Here is a 25,855-nt window from a genome sequence, read left to right on the forward strand (position 1 = left end):
GTTTCTTCGTTGTTGGTGTTGTGTGAAGGCAGCTTACGCACACGGAACTGTTCGGCAATGGACATTCACCGTTCGTCAAGTTTTCAGACGTCTAAACTGTCGCCTCCGTCATCCTGACGTGCGAGGCTTCGCTACGGCGCCTCAGGGTGACGGTGATAAACTGTGCGCTCAGCAAGATCAGGTCCAGCGAGGAGACCGGGACAATCCGGCCGAACCGGCCACGTTCTAACCCAGGTTGCATTCGTCCCCGTAAATCGCATGGCTGCCATCACGCGATCGTGGTGAACCGGGTAGGCTCCTCGGTGGACTCACAGACATCAGCCGAAATCCGTTTTGCTTTCATCATTGCCCGATGTTGCCTTGAGGTCTGAGTTTTCGACGTGCAGTTTCTGTTCCGGGATCACCTGCTCGATACCGACTTGCGCGAGCTGAGCCGCGAGCAGGTTCCCGTTGCCGTGGAGCCGCAGGTCTTCGATCTCGTTGTCCACCTCATGGAGAATCGCGACCGGGTGGTCAGCAAGGACGAGCTGATCGACAAGATCTGGCACGGGCGCAGCGTCTCCGAATCCACTCTGACCAGCCGGATCAATGCGGCACGCAAGGCGGTCGGCGACAGCGGCGCGAGCCAGGCGGTGATCCGTACCATCTCGCGCAAGGGTTTTCGTTTCGTCGGCGACGTCGAGACCAAGCGTGGAGCAACCGCGCCGGACTCCGATTTCGGAGCGAAGCTTCTGCAGGCCCCGCTGCCTCTACCGGACCGGCCGGCGATCGCGGTGCTGCCCTTCACCAACATGAGCGGCGACCTCGATCAGGATTATTTCTCCGACGGGATCAGCGAGGACATCATCACCGCGCTGTCGAAGCTGCGCTGGTTCTTCGTCATCGCGCGCAACTCCTCCTTCGTCTACAAAGGCCGCGCGGTGCACATGAACGAGGTCGCGCGCGAGCTCGGCGTGCGCTACGTGCTCGAAGGCAGCGTGCGGCGGAGCGGCGATCGCGTGCGTATCTCAGCCCAGCTCAACGACGTCTCGACCGGCAGCCATCTCTGGGCCGAACGATACGACCGCGAGCTTGCCGACATCTTCGCGGTGCAGGACGAGATCACCGAGGCGATCGTCGCCGCGATCGAGCCGCAGCTCTATACCGCCGAGAGTTTTCGCGCCCAGCAGAAGCCGCCGGGAAGCCTGGATGCCTGGGACCTCGTGATGCGCGCATTGTCGCATTACTGGCGTATCACCCGCGAGGACAATGCCGCCGCGCAAGGACTGCTCGAAAAGGCCGTCGCGCTCGATCCCGCCTATGGCAAGGCGCTCGGCCTGCTCGCGACCAGCCACATCTTCGGCGCGCATATGGGCTGGTCCGACATGGCCGTGACCGTGCCGGTCGCCGAGCGCGCCGCGCTCGCGGCGGTGGAGGCCGATCGCGAGGATGCCTGGGCCCATCATGGCCTGGCTTATACCTATCTATTCCGCCGCCGCTTCGACGACGCACTGGCGGAATTCGAGCTGGCGCTGAACCTCAATCCGAACTTTGCGATGGCGCACGCCTTCTACGGCGTGACGCTGTGTTACGCGGGACGATGGCAGAACGGCGATGTCGCCGCGCGCCGCGCGCTGCGGCTGAGCCCGCGCGACCCGCTCGCGGCGATCTATTGCGGCGTTGCGGCGTATGCCCGGTTCATCGGCCGCGATTACGAAGGCGCCGCACAGATGGCACGGGAGTCGATGCGGCAGCGCGCCGATTTCGTCGGTGCGCATCGCGTGCTGACGGCCGCCGCCGGAATGTCGGGCGATCCCGCGCGCGCGGCTTCCGCCCTGGAAGGCTTGCGCCGCGCCCAACCCGGCATCTCGCTCGCCTGGATCACGCGCGAGCTGCCGATGCTGCGGGACGAGGATCGCGAGCATTATCTCGAGGGATTGCGGCGCGCGGGGATGACATAGCGAATCTCTCCTCTCCCCGCTTGCGGGGAGAGGAGAGAAGAAGCGCATCACTCCTGCATCATCTCGCCGCTGCCGCCGAATTCGGCCGGGAAATCCTTGAGCTTGGGCAGGCCGTCGCGCATTGGCAGCACGGTCTCGGCGTAATTTACGTGGACGCCGGGCGCGAAGGCGAGCGTGGGGATGGTGGCGGTGAAGACGTCGACCAGGCCGAGCGGCGGATGGTTGGTCATGAGATGGCCGCCGCACTTCTTGCAATATTTGCGCTGGCTGAGCGGCGTCTTCGCAAAGGTCTCGACATTCTGAGCACCTTCGGTGATGCGCACGGCTTCGGGCTTCCAAAGGCTGAAGGCGTTCACCGGACCGCCCGACCACGAGCGGCACGAGCTGCAATGGCAATAGCCCATCGCCTCCGGCGCACCTGTGACCTCGATCGTGACCGCGCCACAGAAGCAGTTTCCGACATGTTTCATTGGGTCGTCTCCGTTGATGAAGGTTTGAATTTCTCCTACCGCTCCTTTTTGCCGACAATTCGGCAAAGGCGGATGCGGGATCGCGACGAGCTTTGCTCGCACTGATAGCGCAGGGTGAGGGGATTCACCCCGAGAAACATTGGAGGTTGCGTCCGGCAAGCTCCGATACGCGCCTCGGCGCCGCCGCGCGTCCTCCTTTCGGGGGACGCGACGGAAAGACTCGCAAGCTATACCGACTTGCGCCAGGGAATAAGCATCGACACCCGTTGTTTGTACTGCCGGTACTCGTCGCCGAAGAGATCGATGAGGTCGTGCTCCTCCAGCGCGATGCCGACGAAGATGTAGAGCGTGGTCACGGCGGCGAACAGCAGATGGCCCGCGGTCATGACCGGCGCTGCCCAGAACGCGATGATGAAGCCGAGATAGATCGGATGACGGACGAACTTGTAGAGCAGCGGCGTCTTGAAGCGCGGCGGCGACGCCTCCTTGCCGACGAGATGATTGGTCACCTGATGCAATCCGAACAACTCGAAGTGATTGATGATGAAGGTCGAGGTGAACACCAGGACCCAGCCCACCAGCGACAGCGTGACGATCGTCACAGCAAGATCCGGGTTCGCGACGTCCCATACGACCGTGGGCAGCGGACGCCACTGCCAGAACAGGAGCAGCAATGACAGGCTCGCAAACAGCACATAGGTGCTGCGCTCGACCGGCTTGGGGACGTACTGCGTCCACCACGCCTTGAATTGCCGGCGCGCCATCACGCTGTGCTGGACCGCAAACAGGGCCATCAGGAGCAGATTGATGACGACGGCTTCGGCCACGGGCGTGTCGGTCCCGGTGTCGATGGTCTTCGGCACCACCAGCCCCATGACGAAGCCGATGGCGTAGAGAATGGTGACGAAAAACACGAGATACGCCGCAATTCCGTACAGAAATGCGATGAACTTGAAAATGCGTGAGCCCGCAACCGGGCCGATAGGATGAACCTGATGATCAATTTGGGTCATAAACAGCTCCGTTGTGCCAAAACGCCGGCACTTCATTGGTCGCTGCACCATGCCGCACCGGAGGTCTCAAGACTTTCGCGGACGGTTGATTTTCGCCTGAGACGACTTTGATTTTTGCTTGAGACGACAGAAACGTGCGATTTCGCTTTGAAAACAACGTGCTCGACGGCGACCTGCGGGAACTCACCTGCAGCGGCGCCGCCGTGCCGTTGCAGCCGCAGGTGTTCGATCTCCTGCTCTATCTGGTGGCGCAGCGCACCCGTGTGGTCAGCAAGGATGACCTGATCAGCCAGATCTGGAGCGATCGGAGCATCTCGGATTCCGCCCTGAACAGCCGGATCAACGCCGCCCGCAAGGCGCTCGGCGACGACGGTGCGAGCCAGCGGCTGATCAAGACCATTCCGCGCAAGGGCTTTCGTTTCGTCGGCGAAGTCCGGGAAGAAGTGGCAGCCGCAACGGCGCCCGCGCAACCCGTCGCTGTCCTGCCGCGCGCCCTGGCGGACCGTCCGGCGGTCGCGGTGCTCGCTTTCGAGAACATGAGCGGCGATCCCGCACAGGACTATTTCGGCGACGGCATCAGCGAGGACATCCTCACCGCGCTGTCGAAGCAGCGCTGGTTCATGGTGATCGCCCGCAACTCGTCCTTCACCTACAAGGGCCGCGCTGTCCACATCCGGCAGATCGCCGAGGAACTGGGCGTCCGCTACGTCGTCGAAGGCAGCGTGCGCAAGTCGGACAACCGGGTGCGCATCACCGCGCAGCTCAACGACGCCACAACCGGCAGCCATCTCTGGGCCGAGCGCTACGACCGCGAGCTGGTCGACGTGTTCGCCGTGCAGGACGAGATCACCAATGCGATCGCCGCGGCGATCGAGCCGCAGATTCATGCGGCGGAGAGTTTTCGCGCCCATCGCAAGCCCCCCGCGAGCCTGGATGCCTGGGATCTCCTGATGCGGGCGCTGTCGCATTACTGGCGCGTGACGCGGCGGGATCACGAGACCGCACGGGTGCTGCTGGAACGCGCGATCGGGATCGACGCGAACTACGGCCAGGCGCTGTCGGTGCTCGCGGCGAACCACATGTTCGGCGTGCATCTCGGCTGGGCCGAGCTTGCGCTGGTGGCGCCGGTGGCGGAAGCCGCCGCGCTCGCCGCGGTGCGCTGCGACCACGAGGATGCCTGGGCGCACGCCGCGCTCGGCAGCGTCTGCTTCTCGACGCGAAGGCTTGCAGACGCGCTGTCCGAGTTCGAGCAGGCGCTCGCGCTCAATCCGAACTTCTCGCTGGCGCAGGGCTATTACGCACTGGCGCTGTCCTATGCCGGACGACCGAAGGATTCATTCGAGGCCGCGCAGAGGGCAATGCGGCTCTCGCCGCGCGATCCATCCCTGGCGATCTATCACGGCATCGCCGGCTATGCCCGCTTCACCGAGCGGCGCTATGGCGAGGCCATCGCGCTCGCGCGGGAGGCGATCCGCCACCGCGGTGACCTCACCGGCGCCTACCGCGTGCTGGCGGTTTCTGCCGGTATGACCGGCGACGGCATGCTTGCGGAGATGGCGCTGGGCGAGCTCCGCCGCACCCAGCCCAACATCTCGTTGCACTGGATCGCGACGCAATTGCCGTGGGCCAACGAGGCCGACCGCGAGCACTATCTGGAAGGATTCCGGCGGGCGGGCTTGCGCTAGACGATCATCATGCCGGGTCTGCGTCGCGCTTTCGGCGCAGATGGACGACGACGTCGAGCCGCGCGATTTCGTGGCCCGGGAGCGCCTCGGGTATCCTGGTGAAGGTCAGGCCGTCGGTGACGTCGACCAGCACATCCTCGCCTTCGAGGTAGAAATGCGGATGCACGGACGTATCGGTGTCGAAGAACGACTTGATGCCGTCGGCCGCGATCCGGCGCAACAGGCCGGCTTCGGTGAACTGGTTCAGCGTGTTGTAGACGGTCGCAAGCGACAGCCGCAGATTGGCGGCGGTGGCTTCTTCATAAAGCCCCTCCGCTGTCACATGACGATGAGGGCGGAGGAACAGCATTTGACCGAGCGCCAGACGGTGGCGCGTCAGCCTGAGGCCGGCATCGCCGAGCAATTGCGCGCAACGTGCCGACGCCTCGTCCGCGAAAGAGATGGCGATATCGTCTGAATCCGCTTCGGGTGGGGTGGAATGGACGTTCATCGCCGATGCACTCGCAGTTGACCGGGCACGCGGGGCTTCACGCGTCCTGCCATCAGATCGCAGAAGCGGAAGCCCGGCTTTGATCTTGATCAAATCCGGAACGAGCCCGCCTCTGACCTATCGCAAGGCGGACCAGTTTATTCCCGGCCAGAATAGCCTGACAACAATGAGGCTCACATGTCCAAGCCGGTTCCCGACAAGGCAGAGATCGCGCTCGAATATCCCGACAAGTTCTATGTCGGCACCTTCGGGCATTCATCGCGGTTCGAGGCACATCTCGACGGCAGCGGCGTTGCGCTGGTGCTGCAGCATCCGGGCACGGCGGAGGAACGCAAATCGGTGCACCTGCACCTCAATTTCGGCCTGCTCGCCGGAATCCTGCGCGAGCTCGCGGGCAGTGTCGCGGCCATCCCAAGGACGACATCGCGCACCGGGGGCAACTCGCGGATGAGCTTGCCGAGTTGCAACGGGTGCTGCGGCCCTCCTGAGCCGTGCGGCGCGGCGGCGCCGGTTTGGCCGTCAAACGCCATAACAGGACGCGCTGTACATTTTTTGTGCGAACACTGTCGAGACTTTCATCTTGCGGCGCCGAACGAGACTGTGTGAGCCTCGATCCCGGATGGGGACTGGGATGGGCCGGCCATAGCTTTGCGCGCCATGACGTGCGAAGCGTTTGCGGTTGGTCTCGCTTGAGAAAGATACGACATGTCAAAACGAGTGTTGCTTGGTGTCCTCCTGGCTTGCGGTCTCGCGGCCCCGGCGCTGGCGCAAGAGCCGAAAGCGGGTGGAGCGATCAATGCCGTGATTCAGCCCGAGCCGCCCGGCCTGATGCTGGCGATGGTCCAGAACGGCCCGGTGCAGATGGTGTCGGGCAACATTTTCGAAGGCCTGCTTCGCTACAGCCCCAAGCTCGAACCGCAGCCCGAGCTCGCCGAGAGCTGGAGCGTCAGCGAGGACGCAAAAACCTACACATTCAAGCTCAGGAAGGGCGTGACCTGGCACGACGGCAAGCCCTTCACCGCCGCCGACGTGCTGTTCTCGCTCGATATGCTGAAGCAGACCCATGCGCGCGCCCGCAACAACCTCGCGCAGGTCGACAAGGTCGAGGCTCCCGACGACTACACGGTGGTGTTCACGCTGAAGCAGCCGTTCGGCCCGTTCCTCGGCATCTTCGAGGTCGGCTCGATGCCGATGGTGCCGAAGCATCTTTATGAAGGCACCGACTGGAAGACCAATCCCTACAATAACGCCCCTGTCGGCACCGGCCCCTTCATGTTCAAGGAATGGCAGAAGGGCTCTTTCATCCGCCTGGTCAAGAACCCGAACTATTACGAGAAGGGCAAGCCTTATCTCGACGAGATCTACTGGCAGATCATTCCCGACGCTGCGGCGCGCTCGGTGGCGTATGAGACCGGCAAGGTCGACGTGCTGCCCGGCGGCTCGGTCGAGAATTTCGACGTGCCGCGGCTGTCCAAGCTGAAGGACACCTGCGTCACCGGCGCCGGCTGGGAGTTCTTCTCGCCGCTGGCCTGGCTGTGGCTCAACAACCGCCAGGGTCCGCTCGCCGACAAGCGGGTGCGGCAGGCGGTCATGTTTGCGATCGACCGCGAGTTCGCCAAGGACGTGATCTGGAACGGGCTTGGCAAGGTCGCGACCGGCCCGTCGGCCTCGACCATCAAATACTACACCGGCGACGTGCCGAAATACCCTTACGATCCCGCCAAGGCCAAGGCGCTGCTGAAAGAAGCCGGCTACAAGGGCGAGAAGATCCGTCTTCTGCCGCTCGCCTATGGCGAGACCTGGCAGCGCTGGGGTGAAGCCGTGAAGCAGAACCTCCAGGACGTCGGCATGAACATCGAGACTATCGCCACCGACGTTGCCGGCGGCAACCAGAAGATCGGCGACTGGGACTACGACATCGCCTTCACCTATCTCTATCAGTACGGTGATCCGGCCCTCGGCGTCGGCCGCAACTACGTCTCCAGCGCGATCGCCAAGGGCCAGGTGTTCAACAACGTCGAGGGTTACTCCAACCCGGAAATCGACAAGCTGTTCGCCGACGGCGCGGTGGCAACGCCCGACTCCAAGCGCAAGGAGATCTACGAGAAGGCGCAGAAGATCCTGGTCGAGGACGTGCCGGTGGCCTGGATGCTCGAGCTGCAATTCCCGACCATCATGCGCTGCAAGGTCAAGAACCTGATCACCACCGGGATCGGGGTCAACGACGGCTTCAAGGACGCATGGCTCGACAAGTGAGGGTGTGGCTTCCTTCACCTCTCCCCGCCTGCGGGGAGAGGTCGACGCGCTCGCAGAGCGCGGCGGGTGAGGGGGTACAGATCCATCGACATTCTCGCACGTCGAGAGAGGCCCCTCACCCCAACCCTCTCCCCGCAAGAGCGGGGCGAGGGAGCGCACTGCCCCGGCGGCTTCAGGTCACGCTCCAAGATATGATCCTCTAGATGCTCTCCTTTGTCGCTCAGCGTGTCGCGAAGGGCGTGATCGTCCTGCTTGCGATCGTCGTCCTCAATTTCTTCCTGATCCGGCTCGCGCCCGGCGATCCCGCCGTCGTGATGGCGGGCGAGGCCGGCGCCAGCGACCAGATTTTCGTCCAGCAGCTCAGGGAGAAGTTCGGCCTGGACAAGCCGCTGCCTGAGCAGCTCTTCATCTACGTCAAAGGCATTGCTACCCTCGACCTCGGCTTCTCCTTCCGCCAGCAGGCACCGGTCGCGAAGCTGATCGGCGAGCGGCTGCCGGCGACCTTGCTGCTGACGCTGACGGCGTTTGCGATCTCGCTCGTGCTCGGCGTTCTCTTCGGCACCTTCGCCGCGCGCTTTGCCGGAACCTTTCTCGACACCGCGATCACCGTCTTCGCCCTGATATTCTACGCCATGCCGATCTTCTGGGTGGCGCTGATGGGCATCCTGCTGTTTTCGGTCACCATGGATTGGCTGCCGAGCTTCGGCTACGAGACGGTCGGCGCCAACCTCTCCGGCCCTGCCCATGCCGTCGACGTCGCAAAGCACCTGATCATGCCGGCGATGACGCTCGGCCTGTTCTTCATGGCGACCTACACCCGCATGACGCGCGCCTCGATGCTGGAGGTGAAGCGTCTCGACTTCGTCAAGACCGCGCGCGCCAAAGGCCTCTCCGATGCCGTGATCCAGCGTCGCCACGTCCTGCGCAACGCGCTGCTCCCCGTCGTGACGCTCGCCGGCGTCCACTCCGGCACCCTGATCGGCGGCGCCGTCATCACTGAGACCGTGTTCGCCTGGCCCGGCATCGGGCGCCTGATGTACGACGCCCTGCTCCAGCGCGACTACAATCTGCTGCTCGGCGTCTTCGTGATCTGCTCCGCCATGGTCCTGATCTTCAACCTCATCACCGACCTGGTCTATCGCCTGGTCGACCCGCGCATCGAATTCACCACATGAAACAGTTCTGGAAATCGATGCTGAGGAGCCCGAGCGGCGTCATCGGGCTCATCATCCTGCTCCTTGCGATCTCGGTCGCGTTGTTTGGTCCGATGCTGTTCCCGAACTCGCCCTGGCGCATGGTGCAGCGGCCGTTCCTGCCGCCGTTCACGCTCGCGACCGTACCGCTCGGCACCGATGCACTCGGCCGCGACGTGTTCGCCGGCATGATCTTTGGCGCACGCGTCTCGCTACTCGTCGGCATGGTCTCCACCCTGGTGGCGCTGGTCGTCGGCGTTCCCATCGGCGCCATGGCCGGCTATTTCGGCGGCAGGGTCGACGACGCCCTGATGCGCTTCACCGAGTTCTTCCAGACCATTCCGAGCTTTGCGCTCGCGATCGTGCTGGTCGCGATCCTGCAGCCCTCGATCTACTCGATCGTCGCCTCGATCGCGCTGGTAAGCTGGCCGCCGGTCGCGCGCCTCGTCCGCGGCGAGGTGCTGTCGCTGCGCACGCGGGAGTACGTCCAGGCCGCGGTGGTCACGGGCCAGAGCAACACCTGGATCATCCTGCGCGAAATCCTGCCGAACACGTTGTCGCCGGTGATCGTGCTGGCCTCGCTGATGGTGGCGACCGCGATCCTGCTGGAATCCTCGCTGGCGTTCCTCGGCCTCGGCGATCCCAATCTGATCTCCTGGGGCTACATGGTCGGTGCCGGCCGTACCGTGATCCGCCAGGCCTGGTGGATCACCGTGTTTCCCGGCGTCGCGATCCTGATCTCGGTGCTCGGCCTCAATTTGATCGGCGAAGGCCTCAACGACGCGCTCAATCCGCGCCTGTCGCGGGAGGGCCGCTGATCATGACCGCACCGCCCGCCATCTCCATCAAGAACTTGCGGATCGCGCTGCCCAAGGGCGCGGAACGGCCATTCGCGGTCGACGGCGTCTCGCTTGATCTGAGACCCGGCAAGATCGTCTGCGTCGTCGGCGAATCCGGCTCCGGCAAATCGATGTGCGCGCATGCGCTGATGGGCCTGTTGCCTGACACGGTCACCGTCACCTCCGGCGAGATCCAATTCGAAGGCCGCGACCTGCTCAAGCTCGACGACGACGGCTGGCGCGATCTGCGCGGCCGCCGGCTCGCTATGATCTTTCAGGAGCCGATGACCGCGCTCAATCCGTTGATGCGGATCGGCGACCAGATGGCGGAGATGTTCGAGGCGCACGGGCTGCTCACGCCGAGGGAGCGGCGCGCCAAGGCGCTGTCGCTGGCGCGCGAGGTCGGCCTCCCCGACCCCGAGCGCATCGTGCGCGCCTATCCGCACCAGCTCTCCGGCGGCCAGCGCCAGCGCGCCATGATCGCGATGGCGCTCGCGCTCGAACCCGCGGTGCTGGTGGCGGACGAGCCGACCACCGCGCTCGACGTCACCACGCAAGCGCAGATCCTGAAACTGATCCGCAATCTCCAGCGCAATCGCAACATGGCGGTGATGTTCATCACCCATGATTTCGGCGTGGTCGCCGACATCGCCGACCAGGTCGTGGTGTTGCGCCATGGCAAGGTGGTCGAGGAAGGCCCCGCCTCGGCCGTCTTCAACGCGCCGCAGCACGACTACACCAAGGCGCTGCTCGCCGCCGTGCCCTCGATGGACCCGCCCGCCCGCAGCGCCCTCGACGACCAGGCCAAGGCGGTCGAGGTGATCGGACTGGACAAGACCTACGTCACCTCGGGCGGCTGGTTTCGCGAGGACCGGCGCGTCGATGCCGCGCGCAAAGTCAACTTCACGATTCTCAAGGGCGAGACGCTCGGCCTGGTCGGCGAATCCGGTTCCGGCAAATCGTCGGTGGCCCGGCTGGTGATGCGGCTGATCGAAGCCGATCGCGGCACCGTGCGGATCGGCGAGACCGATCTCACAAAGCTCGCGGGCAAGGCGCTACGCGCCGAGCGTCACCGCATCCAGATGATCTTCCAGGATCCGTTCGCTTCGCTCAATCCGCGCCGCAAGGTCGGTCATATCATTGCCGACGGCCCGATCGCGGCCGGCACCGATCCGAAAGTCGCGTTCGACCGCGCCCGCGATCTCCTCAAGATGGTCGGCCTCGATGCCGGCGCACTCGAGCGCTATCCGCATGAATTCTCCGGCGGCCAGCGCCAGCGCATCGGCATTGCGCGTGCGCTCGCGCTCGAGCCCGAGATCATCGTCGCGGACGAGGCCGTCTCCGCGCTCGACGTCTCCGTGCAGGCGCAGGTCCTGCGGCTGCTCGAAGACCTCAAGGCCCGCCTCGGCCTCTCGATGCTGTTCATCACCCACGATCTACGCGTTGCCGCCCAGATCTGTGACCGCATCGCCGTGATGCAGCGCGGCGTCATCGTCGAGCTGAAGCCGACCGCGCAGCTGTTCGCAGCGCCCGAACATCCCTATACGCGCGAGCTGCTCGGGGCAGTGCCCGGGCAGAGAGAGCGCGCGCCGACGGCTTAAGTCAGCCGATCGCGGTTTCTACTTCGGTCGGGGATTTGTGTTGCTCCAGGTGGGGACCGAGTTTGTTACGCCGACGGAGGGCTGGTTGGACGTTCCGACCGACGGCGCTGTCACGGTCCCGACGGTCTGCCCGGAACTTCCGATAGTCCCTTGCTGTACCGGCGCTCCGGTGCGTCCGCTCGTGCTGCCTGGTGTACCTGTCGCCGACGTCTGTGCGCTGACAGCGAGTGGCGCTGCTGCCAATCCGAGAGCAATGAGTGCAGCAATGGAGCGTTTCGTTGTTGTCATGGCTGATCCTTTCGGGCGGTCTCTCAATCGCAATGCCGTTTGTCAGGCGCCCGTGCATTGAGTGATCTTACAACTCCGCGCGCGAGGAAATGTGCCGCAATGCGCTCACACCGCAGGGCTCAACTCGTCATCACGATGCTGCGAAGCGGTCACGGCCGAACAGATGCGCCGCGAGATGGACGCATCGCTGAAGGTATCCCGCTCCACTTCAGGAACGGAATACTCACGGGCTTTTTATCCCTCGTGACCGCCCGCTCGGCTGCAAAGCCGAAGCCGGCACCCCACATCCGCATGAGATGATTTCCATCATCTGATGATGGATTGACGATCTATTGGAGCCGACATGGGCCAGGTTATTGAGTTTGTCTCGAAATCCGAGCGTGAGCGCATTCGCCTCATCCAGGAAGCGCGCGCGATCTACGACAGCATCTTCCCGCCGGCTGATCCGGTGAGCGAACGATCGAGCGGGGCCTCCGCGCATCGCAGCGACGGAGGCAACCTCGCGTGATCAAGATCATCGCCGTGCTCTGCAACCTCGCCTCTCCAGCGAACTGTCATGAGCAAACCGTCACCACATCCGACTTCGCCGACGTCTCGATGCAATCGTGCCTGATGGGTGCGCCACAGCTCGCCGAATGGATGAACCAGCATCCGGCCGAGCGTCTCGCCGGATGGCGCTGCGTGATCGGCCAACAGGTCGGCCGGGGAATTTAGGATTGGCTGCGCTGTCCCTGAACGATCCGAAATGCCTGGTCCACCGCCATGATCATTGCTGGTCGCGCTTGATCTTCTCTGGCCTTGCGACCGGCGCAGGCTGACCGGCATTGGCTCGCCGGACAGGCGCACCTATCGGATGGGCGGGTTGGTATTGTTCCAGGTCGGGACTGCGTTGGTCACGCCGACCGATGGCCAATTATACGTGCCGATCGACGGCGCCGTGACCGTCCCGACCGACTGTCCGCTCGACCCGTAGGCTCTGGGCTGTGCTGCCAACGATCCGGCGCTCCCATAGCTCGGGGCCACCACGCCGGTGCTGTAAGATCGGATTGACCGGTGCTTTTTGGCTTCAGCCGCGAACGGCGCGGCAAGCAGCCCGATGGTGACGAGGGCGGCAACGGCGGGTTTGATGCTTGTCATGGCTGATCATTCATTCTGCGGCCCCCTTGGCATTTGTTCATTCAGCGGCGGATTTCCATGGGCACCCCATTCATAACTTCGTGCGCGGGCGAAGGTGCCGCGGACCGGTCGCCGTTACCGCTCAGATCGATGCCGAATGTCTTGCGAAAACCGATTTGCCCGGCTGGGGTGACGTGCACGATCCGCGTGTCGCGATCCCGTCTCAGCCAGCCGCGCTCCAGGCAGCAACGTTGAATCTCTGCGCCGACGTGACCGGCGACGTGAAAGCGACGCTCGCTCCAGTCCAGGCATGGGCGGCAGAAGATTCGCCTGCTTCCGGATTTCGGCTCCAGCACTGCGCCGAACGCGGAGAGGAAATGCGTTCCGGAGTCCGTTACCTCTCCGCCGTCTTCGGTGAGCACGACGTGCGCTTTGGCGACGAGGGCGTCGGCGATGGCGACGCCGAGATAGCCGGCCAGATGGTCGTAGCAGGTGCGCGCAAAGCGAAGTTGATCGTCGGCGATCGAGCGTGACTGGTGGCGCCCCGGAACCTCGATGGCGGCGACGGCCTTGATGCTCTCCAGCATCCTGGCCACCAAAGGAGACGCGATGCGGTAATAGCGATTGCGACGTTTCTGCGTCACGATGAGCAGCCGCGCCCCGACCAGCTTGCCGAGATGTCCGCTTGCCGTCGACCTCGATATTCGCGCGCGCGCCGCCAGTTCGCTCGCGGTCAGGGCCTGCCCGCCCATCAGCGCCGCCAGCATCGTGGCCCGCGCGGTATCGCCGACCAGTGCCGCCACCTCGACCATGTTTGCCGCTGCGACCATGGAGAAAGCGTATCGCGACCGTCCCGGCACGACAACGGTGATGGTTTGGCCGCGGCCGAACCATTGGATGCCGAGCGCGCTCTACCGTGGCTCCGACACGATCCGGAGACGCCGCATGAAACGCATCCGCGTGGAGCCGATATCGACCTATCTGGAGCGCCGCCGCAGAGGCCCGATCTATCCGGTCGTCGTCGTCGAAGGCCTCGTCTATCTATCGGGCCTGCCGCCATTCGACCCCGAAACGGGCGAGGTCAGAGCGCTACCGTTCGAGCGGCAGGCCGAGATCGTGCTCGACCAGATGAAATGCTGCCTTGAAGCCGCGGGGTCGTCGCTGGCGGAGGTCATCAAGTGCAATGTCTATTGCACGCCCGATCCCGCGCATTTCGCCACGTTCAACGAGGTCTATGCCCGTTACTTCCAGGACTGTTCACCGGCGCGCATCTTCCTGCACGTTCCGTCGTGGCCTGGGCCATTTGACATCGAGGTCGATTGCGTCGCGCTGGCCAGACGACATGGATGAGGTCAGGGGTGGATTGCCTCGCCTTCGGATGGACCCGAATCAGCGCTAGTGCATTCACCTCATCGACTTCGCGTATTGAGGCGACATGACCGGTCCCGAACTGAAGCAACTCCGCAACGATCTCTCGGACGTCCTGGAGCGCAAGCTCACCGCGGCCGACATGGCCCGGCTTTGCGGATTGCCGGAGAAGGGCGGCGCCGACACCATCCGACGCTGGGAAGTGAGCGGCCCGACACCGTCGGCGACCAAGGTGCTGCGCGTGCTCGCGATGGCGAGCGAGCGCTATCCGATCCTGGAGAAGTTCGACGTCTTCGATCGTCATGACGTGCGCGAGGAAGACCGGCCCGCAAAGCGCGCTGCATTCCGCGAACAGATGCGCGATGAGGCGCGGCGCCGTCTTGGTTAACGAGATGCGCACGCAAGTTACCGGGACAGCGCCGAGTTAAGCCTTCCTTCACCACTTCTTAAGCCGACATTAAGCACGAAAATCATTTACAGCCCAATAAGTTAGCTTGGCTGCCGCTGTGCCACGGATGTGACAGCATTTTCGTCAAAAGCGAGCTATCTGCAGAACCAACGACGGCGCGGAAAGCGCGCCTGCCGGGGACCTAAGTGTTGGAGTTTGGACGATGAAGAAGATTCTGTTTGCAACCGTTGCGCTGCTCGTGGTGAGCGCTGCCGCACCGGCGGTTGGTGCCGATCTCGGTAACCGCAATTACTATAAGGCGCCCGCGCCCGCTTATGCCGCGCCGATCTACAACTGGACCGGCTTCTATATCGGCGGCCATGTTGGCGGCGCGTTCTCCAGCGACAACAATTTCAGCGGCCTCTCCACAGGTAACAACGGCAACGGCCGTTTCCTCGGCGGCCTGCAGGCCGGTGCGGACTGGCAGTTCAACCCGAACTTCGTTGTCGGCGTCGAAGGCCAATACTCCTGGCTCTCCGGCAGCGTCGGAGCGGTGTTCCCGGGCGGCGTCGCCTACACCAACGACCAGCGTGGTCTCGGCTCGATCACCGGCCGCGTCGGCTACACCTGGGGCCCGGGCCTGCTCTATGTGAAGGGCGGCTATGCCTACTCCGACAACAACGAGAAGGTCACTGTCGGCGGCGTGCCGGCGGCCTTCGTCATCACGGGCGATCATCGCAACGGCTACACCGTCGGCGCCGGCCTCGAATACATGTTCGCCCCGAACTGGTCGGCCAAGGCCGAGTACCAGTACTACAATTTCGGCGACGCGCACTTCACCGGTGGTCCGCTGGCGGGCACCGGCAACTTCACCACCGACGACCACACCATCAAGGCGGGCGTCAACTACCGCTTCAACTGGGCCAACTCGGCGGTCGCGCGCTACTGAACGGTTACCAAGACCTTATCGTGATGGAAGGGCCGGCATCGTTGCCGGCCCTTCTTTTTTCGCTGTGCGGAACGCACCCAACCGATTGAGCGACTTGCGATTTTTTAACCTGACCCGAGGATACTCCGCTGCGAAAACATAAAGATCACGCGTGGGGGAATTTCGATGGCGATCCGTCTGGGCCTTGGCCGTTTGCTTGGTCGTATCCGGCCTCGTTTCAAAATGCCGACATGGGGCGTGCGCGGCAGCCTGTTCACGGCCTTCGCGGTGATCGCGGGCATGGGCCTCGTGATTGCAGCCGGCGCCGGCTTCGTTTTCAACCATCTCGGCAGCACCATGATGGACCTGAGCGGCCGCGACATCCCGCGCCTCTCCGCCAGCCTTCAGCTCGCATCGCAAAGCGCAACGCTCGCGGCACAGGGGCCGGGCCTCCTGGCGTCGCCGTCCGACGAGGCGCTGAACGAACGCACCAAGAAGGTGCAGGAGATCCAGCAGCTCGCCATGGCCAAGCTCGGCGAGATCATCGAGCTCGGCGCCGACAAGCAGATCGCAACCGCGCTGCGCGAGACCGCCAAGAGCATCGACGAGGCGACCCAGAGCCTGGTATCGGCCGCGCGCGAGCGGCTCGATGCCGGCGCGGTGCATGACAAGCAGTATGAAGCGCTCCGCAAGGCGCAGCTCACCTTCGTCGGTGCGGCCGGTCCTGCCATGCTGGATGCGCAAACGCGCCTGAACGCGATCCTCGGCGCGGCGGAAGTTTCCGCCGACGATGCCACCGAAGCCGCCCGCACCGTCTCCCAGGTCGCGACCATCTCCGCCAACGGCAATCTGATGGCCGCCGACATGATGGCGGCGCTGTCGGCCAATAACAGCGATACGCTGGAGGCGATCGAGAAGGAGTTCAAGGCGACGCGCGACCGCGTCAAGTCGAATCTCGAGGACCTGCCGAACATGGCCTCGATGCAAGCGGTGCGCGACACCGTGCAAAAGCTGTTCGCCTTCGGCGAAGGCAAGTCCGGCGTGTTCAAGATCCGCCAGAAGGAGCTCGACGCCATCGACTACGGCCAGACCATCCTGGACGAGACCCGCAAGCTCAATGTCGGCCTCGGCATCAGCGTGCAGCAGCTCGTCGAGGGCGTGCAGAAGGAGACCAACGCGTCGACCTTCCAGGCGCGGCATGAGATCTCGCTCGCGACAACCGCGATGCTGGCACTCGGCGCTCTGACGCTGGTCGGCTCGGCGCTGTTCGTCTGGCTCTATGTCGGCCGCAACATCCTGCGCCGCATTCGCGAGCTTCAGCGCGCCATGCAGTTGCTCTCGGCCGGCGACCTCGACACCGAGATCGTCCGCTCCCGGCAGAACGACGAGATCGGCGCGATGAAGGAAACGCTGACGGTGTTCCGCGACAGCATGATCGAAGCTCGCGCGCTTGCGAGCGAGCAGGACAGGGATCGCGTCGCCAAGGCCGAGCGTGCGGCGCAGATGGAGGCGAAGATTGCAGAATTCGAGGGCGCGGTCCGCACCGCACTCGACAATCTCGCGCAGTCAGCCAATTCGATGCAATCGACCGCGCAGAGCATGTCGACCACGGCAGACCAGTCCAATGCGCTGGTGAACGCGGTTGCCTCCGCAGCCGAAGAGACCTCCGTCAACGTACAGACCGTATCGTCAGGCACCGAGCAGCTCTCGTCCTCGATCGAGGAGATCAGCAAGCAGGTCGTGACCTCGGCCGCGATCGCCAGGAAGGCGGTCGACGAAGCCGGCGCGACCGATGCCACGGTGCAGAGCCTCGCCGACAGCGCGAGCCGCATCAGCGTGGTGGTCGACCTGATCCAGACCATTGCCTCGCAGACCAATCTGCTGGCGCTCAACGCCACCATCGAGGCGGCGCGCGCGGGCGAAGCCGGCCGCGGCTTCGCGGTGGTCGCCTCCGAGGTGAAGAGCCTCGCGAGCCAGACTGCAAGAGCGACGGAGGAGATCCGCAGCCAGATCGCTAGCATGCAGTCGGTGACGACTTCGGCAGTCGGCGCCATCCAGGGCATCGGCCGGATCATCGGCGAGATCAACGACGTCACCACGACGATCGCCGCCGCGGTCGAGGAACAGGGCGCGGCGACACGCGAGATCGCCCGCAACATCCAGCATGCGGCCGGCGGCACCAGCGAGGTCTCCAGCAACATCGTCGGCGTCTCCACGGCTTCGGCGGAAGCCGGCGCAGCGGCGAACGAGGTGCTCGGCGCCTCCGACGCGCTCCGCCGCGAGGCCGACATGCTGCGCGGAGAGATCGACGCGTTCCTCAACAACATGCGGGCGGCGTAGGGGCCGTTCCGTAACCCGGAATGACCGCTATGCGGACCGCGCCAGCGTCCTTTTTCGGCTGGCGCGGCGGGAGAGGTGGGTTTAAGCCGGTAGGATGAACGCAAAGACCGACACCGTGCAGTCCTCCGCCGACGCCCTGCGCTATCCCTGGGAACAGCATCCCGGCCCCGAACAGGTCGTCGAGGTGAAGCCCGGCGTGTTGTGGGCGCGGCTGAAGCTGCCGTTCCGCCTCAACCATGTGAACATCTACCTGCTCGCCGACGGTGACGGCTATGCCATGATCGATGCCGGCTTCGGCAATGAGGAGACGATCGAAGCCTGGACGAAGCTGTTCGACGGGCCGCTGAAGGGCGTCAACATCACGCGCCTGATCGTAACCCATTCCCATCCCGATCACGTCGGTCTGGCCGGGTGGATCGTCGAGCGGTTCAACTGCCCGCTGGTGATGTCGCAGGTCGAATATCTGCAATCGGTCTATCACCAGAACCGCGGCACCGAGGAGCGGAAGGAGGCGCAGCGGCTGTTCTTCCGCCGCCACGGCATGGACGAGTCACTCACCGAAAAACTGCTCGGCCGCGGTCAGGACTATCTCAAGCGCGTCTCGGTGCTGCCGCCGTCCTACCGCCGCATCTCGCATGGCGAGGACGTCGTGATCGGCACGCGCCGCTTCAAGGTGATCACCGGCGGCGGTCACGCGCTCGACCAGGTGATGCTGTATTGCGCCGACGACAAGCTGTTCCTCTCGGCCGACCAGGTGCTGAGCAAGATCTCGCCGAACGTCAGCGTGTGGGCGGTCGAACCCGATCAGAACTCGCTCGGCGAATACCTGGCCTCGCTCGCCAGCCTCACCACGACTCTCCCCTATGACGTGCTGGTGCTGCCCGGCCACGGCGTGCCGTTCTACGGGCTGAAGACCCGTATCAAGCAGCTCGCCGATCACCACGAGGAGCGCTGCCGCCTGATCGCGGAAGCCTGCCGCGAGGTGCCGCAGACCTCGCGCGCCCTGGTGCCCGTGGTGTTCAACAAGCACGTGCTGGACGAACACCAGATGGGTTTCGCCGCCGGCGAACTGGTCGCCCACGTCAACTACATGATCGTGGAAGGCCGGCTGACGGCGGAGATGAAAGACGGCGTGTTGCAGTTCAGGACGACCTGAGGGCTGCGCTCAATGCACCGGATGGTGCAGAGCAACATTGCATCTCGCGCGAACTTGATCCGGATCAAGTTTCAAATCGCACGATAGGGCATTTTGCCCAAATGCCCCGCAGGTCCAAATGTGGGATAGCGCATAGACATTGGAGCTGGAAAAGCTCTAAGGATATGCGGGTCTTTGGTCGGTTCCGCTGCAGGTTTGACGATGGATTACGCCCAGTTCTTCAATTCCGCCCTTGATCGTCTCCACACCGAGCGGCGCTACCGCGTGTTCGCCGATCTCGAGCGCATCGCCGGCCGGTTCCCGCATGCGCTCTGGCACTCGCCCAAGGGCAAGCGCGACGTCGTGATCTGGTGCTCCAACGATTATCTCGGCATGGGCCAGCACCCGAAGGTGGTGGGCGCGATGGTCGAGACCGCGACCCGCGTCGGCACCGGCGCCGGCGGCACCCGCAACATCGCCGGCACGCATCATCCGCTGGTACAGCTCGAGGCCGAGCTCGCCGATCTCCACGGCAAGGAAGCCTCGCTACTCTTCACGTCCGGCTACGTCTCGAACCAGACCGGCATCGCGACCATCGCAAAGCTCATTCCGAACTGCCTGATCCTGTCCGACGAGCTCAACCACAATTCGATGATCGAGGGCATCCGCCAGTCCGGCTGCGAACGGGTCGTGTTCCGCCACAACGACCTCGCCGATCTCGAAGCGCTGTTGCAGGCTGCGGGCCCGAGCCGGCCCAAGCTGATCGCCTGCGAGAGCCTTTATTCGATGGATGGCGACATCGCCCCGCTCGCCAAGATCTGCGACCTCGCCGAGAAGTACGGCGCGATGACCTATGTCGACGAGGTCCACGCGGTGGGCATGTACGGCCCGCGCGGCGGCGGCATCGCCGAGCGCGACGGCGTGATGCATCGCATCGACATTCTCGAGGGCACGCTGGCGAAGGCGTTCGGCTGCCTCGGCGGCTACATCGCCGCCAACGGCCAGATCATCGACGCGGTGCGCTCCTATGCACCGGGCTTCATCTTCACCACCGCGTTGCCGCCGGCGATCTGCTCGGCCGCGACCGCCGCGATCAAGCATCTGAAGACGTCAAGCTGGGAGCGCGAGCGTCACCAGGATCGCGCCGCCCGGGTCAAGGCAATCCTCAACGCCGCCGGCCTGCCGGTGATGTCGAACGACACCCACATCGTCCCGTTGTTCATCGGCGATGCCGAGAAGTGCAAGCAGGCCTCCGACCTCCTGCTCGAGCAGCACGGCATCTACATCCAGCCGATCAACTATCCGACGGTCGCCAAGGGCTCCGAACGCCTGCGCATCACGCCCTCGCCCTATCACGATGATGGCTTGATCGATCAGCTCGCCGAAGCCCTGCTGCAGGTGTGGGACCGCCTGGGTCTGCCGCTGCGCGAGAAGTCGCTGGCGGCGGAGTAGGTCCGGGTCGTCCTGGCGAAAGCCAGGACCCATTACCCCGACTGTGAATTGTTGCGGCTTGCTGGGGCCATTGGGATGCCCATAACCGTGTCCTGTGGTTATGGGTCCTGGCTTTCGCCAGGACGACGCTGGGGGTTTGCACCTTAACGACACCCCCAGTTCCCGCGCCCGTAGAGCATTTCGCTGTCGCCTCCAACCGCCCAACGCGCTAGATTTGCAGGGAAAATGAGATCGGGCGCGGCAAGTGCGCGCGCGCCCCGGGAGAAGCACGCTCGCCATGCTGCATGATTGGGGCGTGATCGCCGCCGCCTTCGGCTATATCGGCTTTCTGTTCCTGGTGGCGAGCCATGGCGACCGCCGCTCGCCGGCCGGACGCGGCCGCGCCTCGGGGTTGATCTATCCGCTGTCGCTGGCGATCTACTGCACCTCCTGGACCTTCTTCGGCTCGGTCGGCTTCGCCACCCGGACCTCCACCGACTTCCTCGCGATCTATGTCGGCCCGATCCTGATGATCGGGTTAGGGGCCGGCGTCCTCCGCCGCGTGATCCAGCTCGCGAAGGCCCACAACATCACCTCGATCGCCGACTTCATCGGCGCGCGCTACGGCAAGAGCCAGGCGGTGGCGGCTACCGTCGCGCTGATCGCGATCATCGGCTCGGTGCCCTACATCGCGCTCCAGCTCAAGGCGGTCGCCTCCTCGCTCGAAACCATCCTGAGCGAAGACCAGGCCTTCTCCCACATCCCGATCGTCGGCGACGTGGCGCTGATGGTGACGCTGGCGATGGCGGCCTTCGCAGTGCTGTTCGGCACGCGGCAGACGGATGCCACCGAACACCAGCACGGCCTGATGCTGGCGGTCGCGACCGAATCCATCATCAAGCTGGTCGCCTTCCTCGCCGCGGGCATCTTCGTCACGTTCTGGATGTTCTCGCCGCACGAACTGATCGAGCGCGCGATGAAGACGCCGGAGGCGGTGCGCGTCATCAACTATTCGCCGTCGATCGGCAACTTCCTGACCATGACGCTGCTGTCGCTGTGCGCGATCATGCTGCTGCCGCGCCAGTTCCACGTCAGCGTCGTCGAGAATTCCTCGGACGCCGAGGTCGGCCGCGCGCGCTGGCTGTTTCCGCTCTATCTCGTCGCCATCAATCTGTTCGTGATCCCGATCGCGTTCGCCGGCCTCGTCAGCTTCCCGTTCGGCGCCGCCGACCCGGACATGTACGTGCTGGCGCTGCCGATGGAGGGCGGCGCGGATCTGCTCAGCGTCGTCGTCTTCGTCGGCGGGCTGTCGGCGGCGACCGCGATGGTGATCGTCGAATGCGTCGCGCTCTCGATCATGGTCTCGAACGATCTCGTGGTGCCCCTGGTGCTGCAACGACGGCCCGAGGGGCGCACCGGCGGCGCCGATTTCAGCGACTTCCTGCTGCGCTCGCGCCGGCTCGCGATCTTCGCCATCATGGTGATGGCCTACTTCTACTACCGCGCGCTCGGCAACACCCAGCTCGCGGCGATCGGCCTGCTGTCTTTTGCCGCCATCGCCCAGCTTGCACCAAGCTTCTTCGGCGGATTGCTGTGGCGGCGCGCGACCGCGCGCGGCGCGATCGGCGGCATGCTGGTTGGCTTTGCGGTGTGGCTCTACACGCTGTTCATCCCGAGCTTCATGGATACTTCGACGGCGGGCATCCTGCTGCTCCAGCACGGCCCGTTCGGGATCGAGGCGCTGCGGCCGCAGGCGCTGTTCGGCGCCGATTTGCCGCCGCTGATGCACGGCGTGGTCTGGTCGCTGTCGCTCAACATCCTCACCTACGTGCTGCTGTCGCTGGCGCGCCGGCCGTCTTCGATCGAGCTGGTGCAGGCCGATCTGTTCGTCCCCAACACGCTGGCGCCGATCTCCCCCAACTTCCGGCGCTGGCGCACCACCGTCACGGTGCAGGACATCCAGACCACGGTGGCGCAATATCTCGGGCCTGACCGCGCGCGGCATTCGTTCGAGGCATTCTCCGCGCGGCGCAATGTGCGGCTGGAGTCCGGGGCACCCGCCGATTTCGAGCTGCTGCAGCACGCCGAGCACCTGATCGCCTCCTCGATCGGTGCGGCCTCATCGCGTCTGGTGATGTCGCTGCTGCTGCGCAAGCGGACGGTCTCCGCCAAGGCTGCGCTAAAACTGCTCGACGATTCCCATGCGGCGCTTCACTTCAACCGCGAGATCCTCCAGACCGCGCTCAACCATGTGCGCCAGGGCATCGCGGTGTTCGATGCCGATCTGCAACTGATCTGCTCCAACCGGCAGTTCGGCGATCTCCTCAACGTTCCCCCGCATTTCATCCAGTTCGGCACGCCGTTGCGCGAAATCCTGGAATTCATGGGCGTGAGCGAGCCGGCCGATCCGATCGAGCGCGAGGCCATGCTGGAGCGCCGGCTGGTGGCTTACACCACCGACGGCGAGCCTTATCTCGAGCGCCTGCCCGACCGCCACATGGTGATCGAGATCTTGACCAACCGCATGCCCGGCGGCGGCTTCGTCATCACCTTCACCGACGTCACACCCACGTTCGAGGCGGCGGAAGCGCTCGAGCGCGCCAATGCGACGCTGGAGAAGCGGGTGCGCGACCGCACCGAGGAGCTGACCCGGCTGAATTCCGAGCTGGCTCTGGCCAAGAGCGCTGCCGAAGACGCCAGCATCTCCAAGACGCGCTTTCTCGCCGCCGCCAGCCACGACATTCTCCAGCCGCTGAACGCGGCGCGGCTCTATGTCACGAGCCTGGTCGAGCGCCAGCACAGCGGCGAGGAGACGCGACTGGTCGAGAACATCGACGAATCGCTCCAGGCGATCGAGGAGATCCTCGGCGCGCTGCTCGACATCTCCAGGCTCGACGCCGGCGCGATGACGACCTCGATCTCGAGCTTCAAGATGGCCGATCTGATGCGCTCGCTGGAGATCGAGTTCGCGCCGATCGCCCGCGCCAAGAATCTGGCGCTCGTCTTCGTGCCGTGCTCGCTGCCCGTCGAGTCGGATCGTCTCCTGCTGCGACGGCTGCTGCAGAACCTGATCTCCAACGCGATCAAATATACCCCGCGCGGGCGCGTGCTGGTCGGCTGCCGCCGCCGCGGCGCCTCGCTCAAGATCTGCGTTTACGACACCGGTGTCGGCATTCCGACGGTCAAGCGCAGCGAGATCTTCAAGGAATTCCACCGCCTCGAGCAGGGCGCGCGGATCGCCCGCGGCCTCGGCCTTGGCCTGTCGATCGTCGAGCGGTTGGCACGCGTGCTCAAGCACGACATCGCCATCGATTCCAATGTGGGCGGCGGCTCGGTGTTTTCCGTGACGGTGCCGACGGCCAAGGCGATCACCCACACCGCGGCCGTGACCAGCGCGACGCCGCTCGCACGCACCTCGATCTCGGGGACCCTGATCGTCTGCATCGAGAACGACGCCGCGATCCTCGACGGCATGCGCACGCTGCTGAAGGCCTGGGACGCCGAGGTGATCGCGGTCGCCGATCCCGAGGGCGCGATCGCTGCGATCGAAGCCGCCGGCCGTCGCGTGACCGGCCTGCTGGTCGACTACCATCTCGACCGCGGCAACGGCATCGCCGCGATCCGCGACATCCGCCGCCGCTTCGGTGACGGCATTCCCGCGATCCTGATCACCGCCGACCGCAGCCCCGCCGTGCAAATGGCTGCGCGCGACGAAAAGGTCGCGGTGCTCAACAAGCCGGTCAAGCCGGCTTCGCTCCGCGCCCTGCTCGGCCAATGGCGCACGCAGCAGATGGTGGCGGCGGAATAGCCGATCAGGCACCACCGTCGGCGTCGATCACGGCCTTGGCAAAGGCTTGCGGTGCTTCCTGCGGCAGATTGTGGCCGATGCCGCCGGTGATCAGGCGGTAGTCGTACCGGCCCGAGAACTTCTTGGCATAGGCGCTTGGATCGGGATGCGGCGCGCCATTGGCGTCGCCTTCCATCGTGATCGTCGGCACGTCGATGACCGGAGCTGCCGCGAGCTTCTTTTCGAGCTCCTCGTATTTCGCTTCACCCTGAGCGAGCCCGAGCCGCCAACGGTAATTGTGGATCGTGATCGCGACGTGATCTTTGTTGTCCAGCGCAGCCGCGCTGCGGTCGAAGGTGGCTTCGTCGAACTTCCACTGCGGCGAAGCCAGCTTCCAGATCAGTTTTGCGAAATCATGCGTGTACTTCGCGTATCCGGCGCGGCCGCGCTCGGTCGAGAAATAGAACTGGTACCACCACAGCAGCTCGGCCGACGGCGGCAGCGGCGCATTGCCCGCGGCCTGGCTGGAGATCAGATAGCCGCTGACCGACACCAGCGCGCGGCAGCGCTCCGGCCACAGCGCGGCGATGATGTCGGCGGTGCGCGCGCCCCAATCGAAACCGGCGACGACCGCCTTCTTGATGTCGAGCTTGTCCATCAGCGCGATGATGTCGGCGGCCATTGCTGCCGGCTCGCCGTTGCGCGGCGTCTCGGCGGAGAGGAAGTGGGTCGAGCCGTAACCACGGAGATAGGGAATGATGACGCGATAGCCGGCCTTTGCCAGGATCGGGGCGACGTCGACAAAGGCGTGAATGTCGTAGGGCCAGCCGTGCAGCAGGATCGCGACGGGGCCGCTGGCGGGACCGGCCTCCGCGTAGCCGACGTTGAGGACGCCGGCATCGATCTGCTTGATCGCGCCGAATGACGCATTTGTCAGGGCGGAGCGCGGCGTTTCCGATTCGGCGCGGGCGAGGCCGATCACGCCGAGCCCGGCGGCGACGGTTCCGGCGGCGACGCCGAAAAACTGGCGCCGGTGCTGATCGATGCTCTGTGTCATGGTGCTGCTCCCTCGTTGATCGGTCGTGCACTGACTAGCAGCGGCGGCCGCGAGACACCCGTTTGGAGTTGTGAGAAGTTGTGAGGCTCCGGTTCCGCGCTTCATAAGGCCTTCATCCGCGGCCTGATCGCCGGGGCACGAGAGTGGAGTGTGGCACACGTTCTCTCCACATCGTCATTGCGAGCGTAGCGACTTGTCCGCCGAAGCTTTAGCGAAGGCGGAAGCAATCCAGAATCCCTCCGCGGCGGCAGGCTGGATTGCTTCGCTGCGCTCGCAATGACGGGGTATGAGGTGGCAGCGCCAGTTTTCCAGCTCGCATTTTGAATTGCAGACGCAGCTTCGCATCCTCGCGGCGCGTTTCGCCCGAGCTTTGCTTCGGCACTTCACCCTCAAAGCCAAGAGGGCGCAGGGAAGGCCGGGTGCCGGCTGGCACCCGCGGTCCGCTGCGCGAAGATGTAGCGCAAGGAAACCGCACAGCAGCATACAGGTGTAGCCAATCACTCGGCCTTCCCTGCGCGATGGTTGGACGG

At 64.6% G+C, this 25,855-nt stretch carries 22 protein-coding genes and 1 pseudogene; 16 read left to right on the forward strand and 7 right to left on the reverse strand.

Going from position 1 to position 25,855, the window contains the following annotated elements:
• The first annotated feature begins 380 nt into the window (after positions 1-380).
• Positions 381-1,940, forward strand: coding sequence for a winged helix-turn-helix domain-containing tetratricopeptide repeat protein (locus tag AC0L3U_RS35765; protein WP_473364781.1), 1,560 nt, complete (start codon positions 381-383; stop codon positions 1,938-1,940).
• Between the two features lie 47 nt (positions 1,941-1,987).
• Here the strand turns inward: AC0L3U_RS35765 and AC0L3U_RS35770 are convergent, their stop codons facing one another.
• Positions 1,988-2,410 carry a GFA family protein gene (locus AC0L3U_RS35770; protein WP_027515305.1) on the reverse strand — a complete coding sequence of 141 codons (423 nt, stop codon included), beginning with the start codon at positions 2,408-2,410 and terminating at the stop codon, positions 1,988-1,990.
• A 227-nt stretch (positions 2,411-2,637) separates the two neighbouring features.
• Entirely contained in the window at positions 2,638-3,423 is a 786-nt protein-coding gene (mddA, locus tag AC0L3U_RS35775; protein ID WP_456766445.1) for a methanethiol S-methyltransferase, read from the reverse strand.
• A gap of 134 nt (positions 3,424-3,557) precedes the next feature.
• On the opposite strand from mddA, the gene AC0L3U_RS35780 reads away from it, so the two are divergent.
• Complete coding sequence (locus AC0L3U_RS35780) at positions 3,558-5,108, forward strand: winged helix-turn-helix domain-containing protein (RefSeq protein ID WP_473364782.1); 1,551 nt, start codon at positions 3,558-3,560, stop codon at positions 5,106-5,108.
• A gap of 7 nt (positions 5,109-5,115) precedes the next feature.
• On the opposite strand, the gene irr is transcribed toward AC0L3U_RS35780, so the two are convergent.
• The gene (gene irr / locus AC0L3U_RS35785; protein WP_473364783.1) at positions 5,116-5,598 is read right to left on the reverse strand and encodes a Fur family transcriptional regulator Irr; all 483 of its coding nucleotides are present in this window, start codon (positions 5,596-5,598) and stop codon (positions 5,116-5,118) included.
• Positions 5,599-5,775: 177 nt separating this feature from the next.
• Here irr and AC0L3U_RS35790 point away from each other — a divergent pair.
• The 5 genes and pseudogenes from AC0L3U_RS35790 to AC0L3U_RS35810 all read left to right on the forward strand — a co-directional run bounded on the left by AC0L3U_RS35790 (position 5,776) and on the right by AC0L3U_RS35810 (position 11,487).
• Positions 5,776-6,086: pseudogene (locus AC0L3U_RS35790) on the forward strand (hypothetical protein).
• A gap of 217 nt (positions 6,087-6,303) precedes the next feature.
• Positions 6,304-7,854 carry an ABC transporter substrate-binding protein gene (locus tag AC0L3U_RS35795; RefSeq protein WP_456766448.1) on the forward strand — a complete coding sequence of 517 codons (1,551 nt, stop codon included), beginning with the start codon at positions 6,304-6,306 and terminating at the stop codon, positions 7,852-7,854.
• Between the two features lie 203 nt (positions 7,855-8,057).
• Entirely contained in the window at positions 8,058-9,029 is a 972-nt protein-coding gene (locus tag AC0L3U_RS35800) for an ABC transporter permease (RefSeq protein WP_473364784.1), read from the forward strand.
• Positions 9,026-9,865 carry an ABC transporter permease gene (locus AC0L3U_RS35805; protein ID WP_018458168.1) on the forward strand — a complete coding sequence of 280 codons (840 nt, stop codon included), beginning with the start codon at positions 9,026-9,028 and terminating at the stop codon, positions 9,863-9,865. The genes AC0L3U_RS35800 and AC0L3U_RS35805 overlap by 4 nt, the downstream gene beginning before the upstream one ends.
• 2 nt (positions 9,866-9,867) lie before the next feature.
• Entirely contained in the window at positions 9,868-11,487 is a 1,620-nt protein-coding gene (locus tag AC0L3U_RS35810) for an ABC transporter ATP-binding protein (RefSeq protein WP_473364785.1), read from the forward strand.
• Between the two features lie 18 nt (positions 11,488-11,505).
• On the opposite strand, the gene AC0L3U_RS35815 is transcribed toward AC0L3U_RS35810, so the two are convergent.
• Positions 11,506-11,775, reverse strand: a complete 270-nt coding sequence (locus AC0L3U_RS35815; protein WP_473364786.1) for a hypothetical protein — start codon at positions 11,773-11,775, stop codon at positions 11,506-11,508.
• 343 nt (positions 11,776-12,118) lie between these two features.
• Here AC0L3U_RS35815 and AC0L3U_RS35820 point away from each other — a divergent pair, with 343 nt between their 5' ends.
• Together AC0L3U_RS35820 and AC0L3U_RS35825 are read left to right on the forward strand one after the other, a co-directional pair.
• Positions 12,119-12,283 (forward strand): hypothetical protein, encoded by a 165-nt coding sequence (locus tag AC0L3U_RS35820; protein ID WP_456766452.1) that lies wholly within the window; start codon positions 12,119-12,121, stop codon positions 12,281-12,283.
• Positions 12,280-12,489 carry a hypothetical protein gene (locus AC0L3U_RS35825; RefSeq protein ID WP_027570060.1) on the forward strand — a complete coding sequence of 70 codons (210 nt, stop codon included), beginning with the start codon at positions 12,280-12,282 and terminating at the stop codon, positions 12,487-12,489. Before AC0L3U_RS35820 ends, AC0L3U_RS35825 begins: the two co-directional genes overlap by 4 nt.
• A 132-nt stretch (positions 12,490-12,621) precedes the next feature.
• Here AC0L3U_RS35825 and AC0L3U_RS35830 read toward each other — a convergent pair whose 3' ends face one another.
• On the reverse strand, positions 12,622-12,912 hold the full coding sequence (locus AC0L3U_RS35830) for a hypothetical protein (protein WP_473364787.1): 291 nt from the start codon (positions 12,910-12,912) through the stop codon (positions 12,622-12,624).
• A 41-nt stretch (positions 12,913-12,953) separates the two neighbouring features.
• Complete coding sequence (locus tag AC0L3U_RS35835) at positions 12,954-13,721, reverse strand: ArsR/SmtB family transcription factor (RefSeq protein ID WP_473290047.1); 768 nt, start codon at positions 13,719-13,721, stop codon at positions 12,954-12,956.
• A gap of 115 nt (positions 13,722-13,836) precedes the next feature.
• Between AC0L3U_RS35835 and AC0L3U_RS35840 the strand changes: the two genes are divergently transcribed.
• From AC0L3U_RS35840 to AC0L3U_RS35870, 7 genes are all read left to right on the forward strand, one after another.
• Positions 13,837-14,241 carry a RidA family protein gene (locus AC0L3U_RS35840; RefSeq protein ID WP_473290045.1) on the forward strand — a complete coding sequence of 135 codons (405 nt, stop codon included), beginning with the start codon at positions 13,837-13,839 and terminating at the stop codon, positions 14,239-14,241.
• An 85-nt stretch (positions 14,242-14,326) separates the two neighbouring features.
• Positions 14,327-14,647 (forward strand): hypothetical protein, encoded by a 321-nt coding sequence (locus AC0L3U_RS35845; RefSeq protein WP_007599476.1) that lies wholly within the window; start codon positions 14,327-14,329, stop codon positions 14,645-14,647.
• Between the two features lie 223 nt (positions 14,648-14,870).
• Entirely contained in the window at positions 14,871-15,596 is a 726-nt protein-coding gene (locus tag AC0L3U_RS35850) for an outer membrane protein (RefSeq protein ID WP_473364788.1), read from the forward strand.
• A 165-nt stretch (positions 15,597-15,761) separates the two neighbouring features.
• On the forward strand, positions 15,762-17,915 hold the full coding sequence (locus tag AC0L3U_RS35855; protein WP_473364789.1) for a methyl-accepting chemotaxis protein: 2,154 nt from the start codon (positions 15,762-15,764) through the stop codon (positions 17,913-17,915).
• 94 nt (positions 17,916-18,009) lie between these two features.
• On the forward strand, positions 18,010-19,071 hold the full coding sequence (locus AC0L3U_RS35860) for an MBL fold metallo-hydrolase (RefSeq protein ID WP_473364790.1): 1,062 nt from the start codon (positions 18,010-18,012) through the stop codon (positions 19,069-19,071).
• 201 nt (positions 19,072-19,272) lie between these two features.
• Positions 19,273-20,502, forward strand: a complete 1,230-nt coding sequence (gene hemA / locus AC0L3U_RS35865) for a 5-aminolevulinate synthase (protein ID WP_473364791.1) — start codon at positions 19,273-19,275, stop codon at positions 20,500-20,502.
• Positions 20,503-20,779: 277 nt separating this feature from the next.
• Complete coding sequence (locus tag AC0L3U_RS35870) at positions 20,780-24,289, forward strand: PAS domain-containing hybrid sensor histidine kinase/response regulator (RefSeq protein ID WP_473364792.1); 3,510 nt, start codon at positions 20,780-20,782, stop codon at positions 24,287-24,289.
• A gap of 4 nt (positions 24,290-24,293) precedes the next feature.
• Here AC0L3U_RS35870 and AC0L3U_RS35875 read toward each other — a convergent pair whose 3' ends face one another.
• Positions 24,294-25,325 carry an alpha/beta fold hydrolase gene (locus AC0L3U_RS35875; protein ID WP_473364793.1) on the reverse strand — a complete coding sequence of 344 codons (1,032 nt, stop codon included), beginning with the start codon at positions 25,323-25,325 and terminating at the stop codon, positions 24,294-24,296.
• Positions 25,326-25,855 lie beyond the last annotated feature (530 nt).

This window comes from Bradyrhizobium sp. Kon69, from assembly GCF_055807515.1.

Excerpts from the sequence above, each read along its gene's own strand:
- AC0L3U_RS35770 (WP_027515305.1), bottom strand. The coding sequence starts at position 2,410 with ATGAAACATGTCGGAAACTGCTTCTGTGGCGCGGTCACGATCGAGGTC.
- mddA (WP_456766445.1), bottom strand. The coding sequence starts at position 3,423 with ATGACCCAAATTGATCATCAGGTTCATCCTATCGGCCCGGTTGCGGGC.
- irr (WP_473364783.1), bottom strand. The coding sequence starts at position 5,598 with ATGAACGTCCATTCCACCCCACCCGAAGCGGATTCAGACGATATCGCC.
- AC0L3U_RS35795 (WP_456766448.1), top strand. The coding sequence starts at position 6,304 with ATGTCAAAACGAGTGTTGCTTGGTGTCCTCCTGGCTTGCGGTCTCGCG.
- AC0L3U_RS35800 (WP_473364784.1), top strand. The coding sequence starts at position 8,058 with ATGCTCTCCTTTGTCGCTCAGCGTGTCGCGAAGGGCGTGATCGTCCTG.
- AC0L3U_RS35805 (WP_018458168.1), top strand. The coding sequence starts at position 9,026 with ATGAAACAGTTCTGGAAATCGATGCTGAGGAGCCCGAGCGGCGTCATC.
- AC0L3U_RS35810 (WP_473364785.1), top strand. The coding sequence starts at position 9,868 with ATGACCGCACCGCCCGCCATCTCCATCAAGAACTTGCGGATCGCGCTG.
- AC0L3U_RS35815 (WP_473364786.1), bottom strand. The coding sequence starts at position 11,775 with ATGACAACAACGAAACGCTCCATTGCTGCACTCATTGCTCTCGGATTG.
- AC0L3U_RS35820 (WP_456766452.1), top strand. The coding sequence starts at position 12,119 with ATGGGCCAGGTTATTGAGTTTGTCTCGAAATCCGAGCGTGAGCGCATT.
- AC0L3U_RS35830 (WP_473364787.1), bottom strand. The coding sequence starts at position 12,912 with ATGACAAGCATCAAACCCGCCGTTGCCGCCCTCGTCACCATCGGGCTG.
- AC0L3U_RS35835 (WP_473290047.1), bottom strand. The coding sequence starts at position 13,721 with ATGGTCGCAGCGGCAAACATGGTCGAGGTGGCGGCACTGGTCGGCGAT.
- AC0L3U_RS35840 (WP_473290045.1), top strand. The coding sequence starts at position 13,837 with ATGAAACGCATCCGCGTGGAGCCGATATCGACCTATCTGGAGCGCCGC.
- AC0L3U_RS35845 (WP_007599476.1), top strand. The coding sequence starts at position 14,327 with ATGACCGGTCCCGAACTGAAGCAACTCCGCAACGATCTCTCGGACGTC.
- AC0L3U_RS35850 (WP_473364788.1), top strand. The coding sequence starts at position 14,871 with ATGAAGAAGATTCTGTTTGCAACCGTTGCGCTGCTCGTGGTGAGCGCT.
- AC0L3U_RS35855 (WP_473364789.1), top strand. The coding sequence starts at position 15,762 with ATGGCGATCCGTCTGGGCCTTGGCCGTTTGCTTGGTCGTATCCGGCCT.
- AC0L3U_RS35860 (WP_473364790.1), top strand. The coding sequence starts at position 18,010 with ATGAACGCAAAGACCGACACCGTGCAGTCCTCCGCCGACGCCCTGCGC.
- hemA (WP_473364791.1), top strand. The coding sequence starts at position 19,273 with ATGGATTACGCCCAGTTCTTCAATTCCGCCCTTGATCGTCTCCACACC.
- AC0L3U_RS35870 (WP_473364792.1), top strand. The coding sequence starts at position 20,780 with ATGCTGCATGATTGGGGCGTGATCGCCGCCGCCTTCGGCTATATCGGC.
- AC0L3U_RS35875 (WP_473364793.1), bottom strand. The coding sequence starts at position 25,325 with ATGACACAGAGCATCGATCAGCACCGGCGCCAGTTTTTCGGCGTCGCC.